Consider the following 8,006-nt stretch of genomic DNA (forward strand, 5'->3'; position numbering starts at 1 on the left):
GTGATTGCCTGTACCGTTCTGCACTGCAGAATGGCTTCAGAACGAGTATTCTGAAGCCCCCAGGGGGCGCGATCTAGAGCACTTTCACGAAACACTTGTCTGTTGATCGAGGTTATTTTGAGTGCTTCCTTACTTCGAGGCGGCCTGATATGGGTCGAGGTAAGATGAAAATGCTCGAGTTGCCTACTGCCACCGAAACATCAGAGCGGCTCTTATTCCCCCTTATGAAGCCGGCGAGCACTGAGGTCATTCAGCGATCAGGCCCGAAGGGGCGCAACAGGGACTGATGCGCCTGCGATGAGGTACATGGATGTACCGCGCCGAATGATCTCAGAGCGCAGCGAATAGGCTTCATCAGGGCGTATTCTTCAAGGTAAAGAGCTTTGGTTGCTTTCTTTGCCAGTAACGCGCCAGCAAGGCGCAACATGAGCCATCAAACCGCTCCGATACCCCAGCCGGCACAGGCTCCAACAGGGTCACCTTGATATCGTCTCAACTATCGCAATGAGTCGATGAAAGATGAAAGATGAAAGATGAAAGAGCTCAAGCCGAGAATCCCCCCTCTCTCACAAAGAAACCCACTCATTCCGCCCAGCCGCTGCCGATGGCTCTAAAGGGCAGTTCCAGCTCCAGAGCCGGTACCTGCTGTGCCACCCAGGCGGGGAAGGTATTGCTGTTAGGGCCGGGGAATACACGGTATTCGTTTTTCCACGGATAATCCCTGGCGGCCTGGTCCACCGCCAGGATCAGCTCCTGTACGCCGGCACCGCGCCTGTCCAGTAGCAGCTCGGGTTTGGCACCGAACCAGTAGCGGTCGGGGGCGTCTACGGGCTCGATACGCAGCACCGGCAGGCCGCGGCGTTCGCGCCAGCCAATGACCTCGTACACGGTATAGCGCTCGGCATTGGCAGGCTTGGCGGCGATCCAGGTATGGATGGCAAACCAGCCGCGCCAGCCGTAGGCGCTGGCGCCGTATACCTGCAGCACTGCCTCGGGCGTGGTCGCAGGATCAGGTGCCTGGCCGGAGGATGCCCGGCTGGCGCTGCGCCAGTCGTTCTGGCTGCAGCCTGTCAAAAGCACCACGCACAACAGCAGGTATCGGATGTTCATCAAACCGCGCTCCAGTATTTTCAGCCTAGTTTCTAATCCAGTCTCGCCTGCACCCAACGGCTCAGTCGCGCCACGCGAACAGCCCCTTCCGTTAGCAGAGCCTGCCCCAGGGCCTCTTCGGCCAGGCGGCGATAACGCTCGCGCTGCACCGGTGTCTCGCCACGGCGGTACAGATGAGTATAGATGTGTGGCCGGTGGGTCTGCAAAACCCGCTCAAACTGCTACTTCCGATAGAAACCCCTGCACCTTGTGGTTCCAGCAATCCCAAAACTCCTGTGCGCTAAAATACCTTCACATGCCAAGAATACGGGCCCTTCCATTGGCGCCACTCGCTGTTGCTCAGCGGCACATACTACAGTGATACAGCAATCGAACCTGTCGTCCGAAGGAGAACGCGTGAAGCCAGTAGCTACCAGCGCCGCCACGCACACCGCTGACACCTCCCCCATGACAAAAAGCCCAGCAGCCCTGCTGCAGGGCCGTAACCTCGGGCTGCAGGATCACGGGCGCTGGTTATGGCGCGGGCTTGAACTGGCCATTGCGGCAGGCGAGCGGGTCGCGCTGACGGGGCCCTCTGGCAGTGGCAAAACCACCCTGATGCGTACGCTGGCCGGCCTGGTACCGCTAACCGAAGGGGAGCTGGTGCTGGAGCAGCGTCCGCTGCAGCACTGGTCAATGCCAGACTACCGAAGCCGTATCGGTTATCTGGCGCAACGGCCGGAACTGGGTGACGGTGATACGGTACAGGCGGTGCTGTCCGCCCCTTTCAGCTACCGCTGCCATCGTAATCAAGACTGCCCGCGCAATCTGATTGAGCAAGCACTGCGACAACTTGGGCGCGATTCTGACTTTGTGCAGCGCCCAGTGGGGTCGCTCTCAGGCGGTGAGCAGCAAATTGCGGCGCTACTGCGCCTGTTGGCATTGCAGCCTGCCCTGCTGCTGCTCGACGAACCCACTGCCGCACTCGATCCCAAGACCGCGCTCGCGGTTGAACAGCTGCTGGATGCCTGGCAGCGCGAAACGCCCGGCCGCGCCTGGTTGTGGAGCAGCCATGATGGCGATCAGATCACACGCATGTGCACACGCCGGATAACACTGCCATGAACAGCCTGGCAACGGATGGCTACTACTCCCTCAGCATGACCCAGGTTGGGCTGGCCGCGCTGCTGTTGCTGGTCAATGTCGGGCTGTCCATCGGCTTGCAGCTGGGGCTGACCCGCTCTCTGCTGATTGCCAGTGCGCGCATGACGGTGCAGCTGTTGCTGGTCGGGCTGATTCTGGAATGGGTCTTTGCGCTCAGTTCGCCGTTGCCGGTGCTGGGTATCGCCCTGGTAATGGCAAGCCTGGCCGGAATCACCGCCGCCGGCCGCACGCGCCTGCGCTTTGCCGGCATCTACTGGGACAGCCTGCTGTCTGTGCTGGCCGCCGCCATGATTGTCACCGGTGCGGCACTGGCGGGCATTGTGCAGGTGGAGCCCTGGTATAACCCGCAATACCTGATTCCCATGCTCGGCATGGTGCTAGGAAATATTCTCAATGGCATTAATCTGGGGCTCGACCGCTTTACCACCAGCCTGTTCGATCGCAGCGCCCTGATCGACAGCCGTCTGGCACTGGGCGCGACCCGCTGGGAAGCCGCACGTACAGAAATCCGCGAAGCACTGCACACGGCGCTGACACCCACCATCAACAGCATGCTGGTCATGGGTGTGGTCAGCCTGCCCGGCATGATGACCGGCCAGATTCTCGCAGGTGCAGCCCCGGTGGATGCTGTGCGTTACCAGATAGTAATTATTTTCATGATTACCTCGGCCGCAGCCCTGGGCTCACTCGGCGCCATTCTTCTGGCATACCGGCGCCTGTTTAATGCCCGCCATCAGTTTCTCAAGCAGCTGCTGATAAAGCGGTAGATCGCGCTTGCAGGCGGAAGCTCCGCTAATTTTTTCGAGCCCGTATTTCGCCTGTCGGCGACATACTTTCTTTGCTCGTGCAAAGAAAGTATGCAAAGAAAGCACGCCCCGGTGAAGCCTTTTCGCTGCGCTCTGAGATCATTCAGCGGGCTGCGCTGACGGTACATCCATGTACCTCATCGCAGGCGCATCAGTCCCTGTTGCGCCCCTTCGGGCCTGATCGCCGAATGACCTCAGTGCTCGCCGGCTTCATAAGGGGCAAGCAAGAGCCGCTCTGATCGTTATGTAGTGTAAGCCTGCGATGCGGCGGTCGATAGGGGTCGGGAAGGTGCAATGACGTGATGGGCCCAAGGTCAATCTTGTGAAAATGTGACATCAATTTGGACTACACTGGCAGCCTGAATCCTGGCTCCCTAAGGTAGCAGAAGCGACAAGACTGGCCCTTGACGATGATTCCGAAAATTTTTGAGTAGTAAAAGACTGTTGGCTTTTGAAAATGCGTTCCATGTCAGCTGGGCTTTCCAGCGGTTTAATAGAGGTGTATCCCATGCTGTATGATTTAACAGTTGTTCAATTCAGTAAAATGCTACAAAACCTGAGCGCCATTCTTGATAAAGCAGAAGCCTTTGCTGAAACAAAGAAAATTGACTCTGCGGTTCTGCTGAATTCACGCTTGGCACCCGATCAGTTCAATTTGACCCGTCAGGTACAGATTGCCTGCGACACCGCCAAACTGGCCGTGGCACGCCTGGCAGGCCAAGCAGATAGCGCCCCCAAACACGAAGATGATGAAACAACACTGGCGGAATTGCAGGCACGGATTCAGTCTGTAGTGGAGTACCTGTCTGGCTTTACCCAGGAAGACTTCGCCGCGGCTGAAACCCAAACAATCACTCAGCCCCGCTGGAAGGAAAAGTACCTGACCGGCCGGGATTTTGCTCTGCAGCACGCGGTTCCCAATATCTACTTCCACGTTACGACCGCCTACGCCATTTTGCGTCACAATGGCGTGGAAATTGGTAAAAAAGACTACCTGGGCAGCCTGCCCTACAAATCGTAGTTTTAGCGCAACAAACGCGTTTTCCAAGCGGGGAATCCAGGGAGATAAGCCCCACCCCCCCCCGATGATTGCCCAGGCAATACAAAACGTTACCCAGCCCACAAAAAAAGGCCCCTGAGCACAGAGTGATCTGCACACAGGGGCCTTTGCTCGCTGGACTTTCTACAAGCGCTTATGCCAGCGCTCCAGGGTAGCCGATCAGTTCAGGCGTTCGATCACAGTGGCTATGCCCTGCCCCATGCCGATACACATGGTAGCCAGGCCCAGAGTGCCATCCTGCTGTTCAAGCACGTTCAGCAAGGTCGTGGTGATACGTGTACCTGAGCATCCCAGTGGGTGCCCCAGGGCAATAGCACCGCCATTAAGGTTGATCTGCTGATCCATCTTGTCCGTCAGCTTCAGCCCCTTCATCACCGACAGCGCCTGGGCGGCGAAGGCTTCGTTAAGCTCGAAGTAGTCGATATCATCGATGCTAAGGCCGGCGCGCTTGAGTGCCTTCTGGCTGGCCGGGACCGGACCGTAGCCCATGATGGACGGATCACAGCCCGCCACACCCATGCTGACAATTCGTGCCCGCGGCTTAAGACCCAGGCTCTGGGCCCGCTCGGCGGACATCAGCAGCATGGCGCTGGCACCGTCGGACAGCGCAGACGAAGTACCGGCGGTCACTGTGCCGACCTTGGGTACGAACACCGGTGGCAAGGCTGCAAGAGATGCCGCTGTGGTTTCCGGGCGAATGACTTCGTCGGTTTCAAGCAGTGACTTGAAGCCGTTTTCGTCATGGCCCTCAACCGCCACTATCTCGTTACTGAAGCGACCGGCCAGGGTGGCCTCATGGGCCTTCTGGTGCGAACGCGCACCAAAGGCATCCTGCTGCTCGCGCGATACGCCGTTCATCTTGCCGAGCATCTCGGCGGTCACGCCCATCATCATGGCAGCCTTGGCCACCTGCTTGGACATCTGCGGATTCACATCCACGCCGTGAGTCAGGGCCACATGCCCCATGTGCTCGACACCACCGACCATAAAGAAATCGCCGTTGCCGCTCTGAATCGCCTGCGCGGCTGTATGCAGCGCCGCCATGGACGAACCGCAGAGTCGGTTGACGGTCTGGGCCGCCACTGTGTGCGGAATGCCCGCCAGCAGTGCAGCATTACGCCCGACATTGAAGCCCTGCTCCAGGGTTTGGTTAACACAGCCCCAGATCACATCTTCAATCTCGGCCGGGTTGATCTGCGGATGCCGGGCCAGCAGGCCCTGCATGGCAGCAGCGGACAGCGCTTCGGCACGCACATTGCGGAAGGATCCGTTCTTGGAGCGTCCCATAGGGGTACGCACCGCATCGACGATTACCACGTCATTGGGTTTCAGGCTCATCTAGGTATCCTCCCTTTCAGCCGTAGTAGGTTGCGCCGCGCTCGGCCATCTGTTGCATGCGTTCCGTAGGCTGGTACAAAGGCCCAAGGTCGGCATATTTGGCAGCCATGGCGCAGAAATTCGCCAGGCCCAGCTGATCAAGGTAGTAGAGCGCACCGCCACGGAACGGCGGGAAACCAATGCCGTAAATCAGCCCCATGTCGGCGTCAGCGGCCGAGGCCACTATGTTGTCTTCCAGGCAGCGCACGGTTTCGATGCACAACGGAATCATCATGCGTTCGATAATTTCCTCATCGGAGAAATCTCGAGCCGCGCCCACAACACCCTTCAGCGCTGCGGCTACGGCTTCATCCGGCGCTTTCTTCAGCTTGCCGCGACGATCAGGCGCATAGGCATAGAAACCCTTGGCGTTTTTCTGGCCGAAGCGTTCCAGGCTATACATGCGATCAATGGCATTTTCGCCCTCGTGGGTCATGCGGTCCGGGAAACCCGCCGCCATCACCGCGTCGGCGTGGTGCGCCGTATCTATACCGACCACATCCAGCAGGTAGGCCGGGCCCATCGGCCAGCCGAAACCTTCCATTACCTTGTCGATGCGACGGAAATCACCGCCATCGCGCAGCAGCAGGCTAAAGCCGCCGAAATAGGGGAACAGCACCCGGTTTACCAGAAAGCCCGGGCAGTCGTTGACCACGATCGGCGTTTTACCCAGGGTCTGGGCGTAGGCCACGGTGCGGGCCACTGCGGCATCCGAGGTTTTCTCGCCACGAATGACTTCCACCAGCGGCATCTTGTGTACCGGGTTGAAGAAATGCATGCCGCAGAAGTTTTCCGGTTTTTTCAGCGCCGTTGCCAGTTCGGTGATCGAGATAGTCGAGGTGTTGGAGGCCAGAATGGCGCCGTCCTTCAGATACTGCTCGGTTTCAGCCAATACCGCCTGCTTCACCTTGACGTTTTCCACCACCGCCTCAACCACCAGATCAACATTGGCGATATCGCCATAGCTCAGGGTCGGGCGAATCATGGTCAGGGTTTTGGCAACACCGGCGGCATCCATACGACCGCGCTTGAGCTGGCCACCCAGCAACTGAGAGGCTTCATCCAGCCCCAGCTGCAGCGCTTTTTCGTTGATATCCTTCATCAGGATCGGCACCCCGCGAGACGCCGACTGATAGGCGACACCGCCACCCATGATGCCTGCACCGAGCACGGCGGCCTGCTGCACGGGAGCAGCACCGGCTGCATGCTTGCGAGCGACCTTTTTGACCTGCTGATCCTTCAGGAACAAGCCGATCAGCGCCTTGCAGACATCAGTTTTGGCCAGTTTGGCAAAGCCCTTGGCTTCCACCGCCTGGGCGGCATCGCGCTTGAGGTTGGCGTGTTTCTGCATGGTTTTCAGCGCCGCCATGGGCGCCGGATAATGCGGCCCGGCCTGGGCGCCTATCACGCCCTTGGCGGACTCAAACGCCATCATCTGCTCAACCTGGTTAAGCTTGATGGCACTCTGTTTTTCAAGCCTGCGCGCCAGATAATCAAACTTGCCGGCGACGCAGTTGCGCAGCAGATCCAGACCCGCATCGCGCAGTTGCGCAGGCGCCACCACCGCATCCACCGCACCCACTTTCAGTGCCGCCGCGGCCTTGTGTTCAGAACCGCCACAGACCCACTCATTGGCGTTATCCACGCCCAGCAGGCGCGACAGACGTACCGTGCCGCCCCAGCCCGGATAGATACCCAGCTTCACTTCGGGCAGGCCAACTTTGGCCGCCGTGCTCGCCACCCGGTAATCGGTGGCCAAACAAAGTTCGAAGCCGCCGCCCAGAGCCACACCGTTAATGGCGGTGACGGTAGGGAAAGGCAGATCCTCAATAGAGTTGAACACCTGGTTCATTTCCAGCAGGCCGGCGGCGATCTCTTCTTCGCTGCGCTCGAACATCTGCGTGAATTCGGTGATATCGGCGCCGACGATAAAAACGTCCTTGGCGCTGCTGAACAAGGCACCCTGCACACCGGCGGTGCCCTGCAACGCAGCTACGGCATCGCGCAACTCGGCCAGGGTAGCCTGATTGAATTTGTTAACCGAATCGCCTGCGAGATCGAAAACAACCTCATAAAGACCGTCGCCTGCGTCTCGTACGCTGACCGCCTGTCCTGCATACACCATTCTTGTTCTCCTGCCGGAATCTGTCCGGAGTCTTTAGTCGGTCCCGCTGAAAGCCGGGGCCAGGGTTGCAGTCCCTGGCTTCAAACGTCTTGCTACTGTTGACCATAGTAGTCTTGGCAGCGTTGGCAACAATGACAAAATCAGCCCGCATTACTGACACTTTGTTTCATGTAAATTTTTATTTATATTTTTCAACAAGTTAAAAATATTAAAAACAAAACATTCAATAACACTATGGTGACAATCAAGGCTTTTATACGCCTCTGTACACCACCCGCCCGAACCTTGCGGGCGTATCACAAAGAGCAGCTATAAATAGAGGGCCCAAACGCCAGATACAACAAGGCCGGCACAAGTGCCGGCACTAGGAGGCTGCCCGAGAATG

General features: G+C 58.4%; 7 protein-coding genes. 3 read left to right on the plus strand and 4 right to left on the minus strand.

All coding sequences use genetic code 11. The features are described 5' to 3' along the window. Window positions 1-582 precede the first annotated feature (582 nt). A complete protein-coding gene (locus MPRO_RS12070; RefSeq protein WP_067292529.1) occupies window positions 583-1,110 on the minus strand; it encodes a DUF3750 domain-containing protein in 528 nt (175 codons plus the stop codon). 32 nt (window positions 1,111-1,142) lie between these two features. Further along, window positions 1,143-1,316 carry a hypothetical protein gene (locus MPRO_RS25795; RefSeq protein WP_158651805.1) on the minus strand — a complete coding sequence of 58 codons (174 nt, stop codon included), beginning with the start codon at window positions 1,314-1,316 and terminating at the stop codon, window positions 1,143-1,145. A gap of 190 nt (window positions 1,317-1,506) precedes the next feature. On the opposite strand from MPRO_RS25795, the gene MPRO_RS12075 reads away from it, so the two are divergent. From MPRO_RS12075 to MPRO_RS12085, 3 genes are all read left to right on the plus strand, one after another. Beyond that, window positions 1,507-2,214, plus strand: a complete 708-nt coding sequence (locus tag MPRO_RS12075; protein ID WP_067292532.1) for an ABC transporter ATP-binding protein — start codon at window positions 1,507-1,509, stop codon at window positions 2,212-2,214. Beyond that, the gene (locus tag MPRO_RS12080) at window positions 2,211-3,020 is read left to right on the plus strand and encodes an ABC transporter permease (RefSeq protein ID WP_067292534.1); all 810 of its coding nucleotides are present in this window, start codon (window positions 2,211-2,213) and stop codon (window positions 3,018-3,020) included. Before MPRO_RS12075 ends, MPRO_RS12080 begins: the two co-directional genes overlap by 4 nt. 547 nt (window positions 3,021-3,567) lie before the next feature. Next, window positions 3,568-4,080 carry a DUF1993 domain-containing protein gene (locus MPRO_RS12085; RefSeq protein ID WP_067292537.1) on the plus strand — a complete coding sequence of 171 codons (513 nt, stop codon included), beginning with the start codon at window positions 3,568-3,570 and terminating at the stop codon, window positions 4,078-4,080. A gap of 198 nt (window positions 4,081-4,278) precedes the next feature. Here MPRO_RS12085 and fadA read toward each other — a convergent pair whose 3' ends face one another. Then, window positions 4,279-5,457: an acetyl-CoA C-acyltransferase FadA gene (fadA, locus tag MPRO_RS12090; protein WP_067292541.1), complete on the minus strand. Its 1,179-nt coding sequence runs from the start codon at window positions 5,455-5,457 to the stop codon at window positions 4,279-4,281. 16 nt (window positions 5,458-5,473) lie between these two features. Beyond that, window positions 5,474-7,621: a fatty acid oxidation complex subunit alpha FadB gene (fadB, locus tag MPRO_RS12095; RefSeq protein ID WP_067292544.1), complete on the minus strand. Its 2,148-nt coding sequence runs from the start codon at window positions 7,619-7,621 to the stop codon at window positions 5,474-5,476. Window positions 7,622-8,006 lie beyond the last annotated feature (385 nt).

Source organism: Marinobacterium profundum, from assembly GCF_001528745.1.
Classification (GTDB): domain Bacteria; phylum Pseudomonadota; class Gammaproteobacteria; order Pseudomonadales; family Balneatricaceae; genus Marinobacterium_A; species Marinobacterium_A profundum.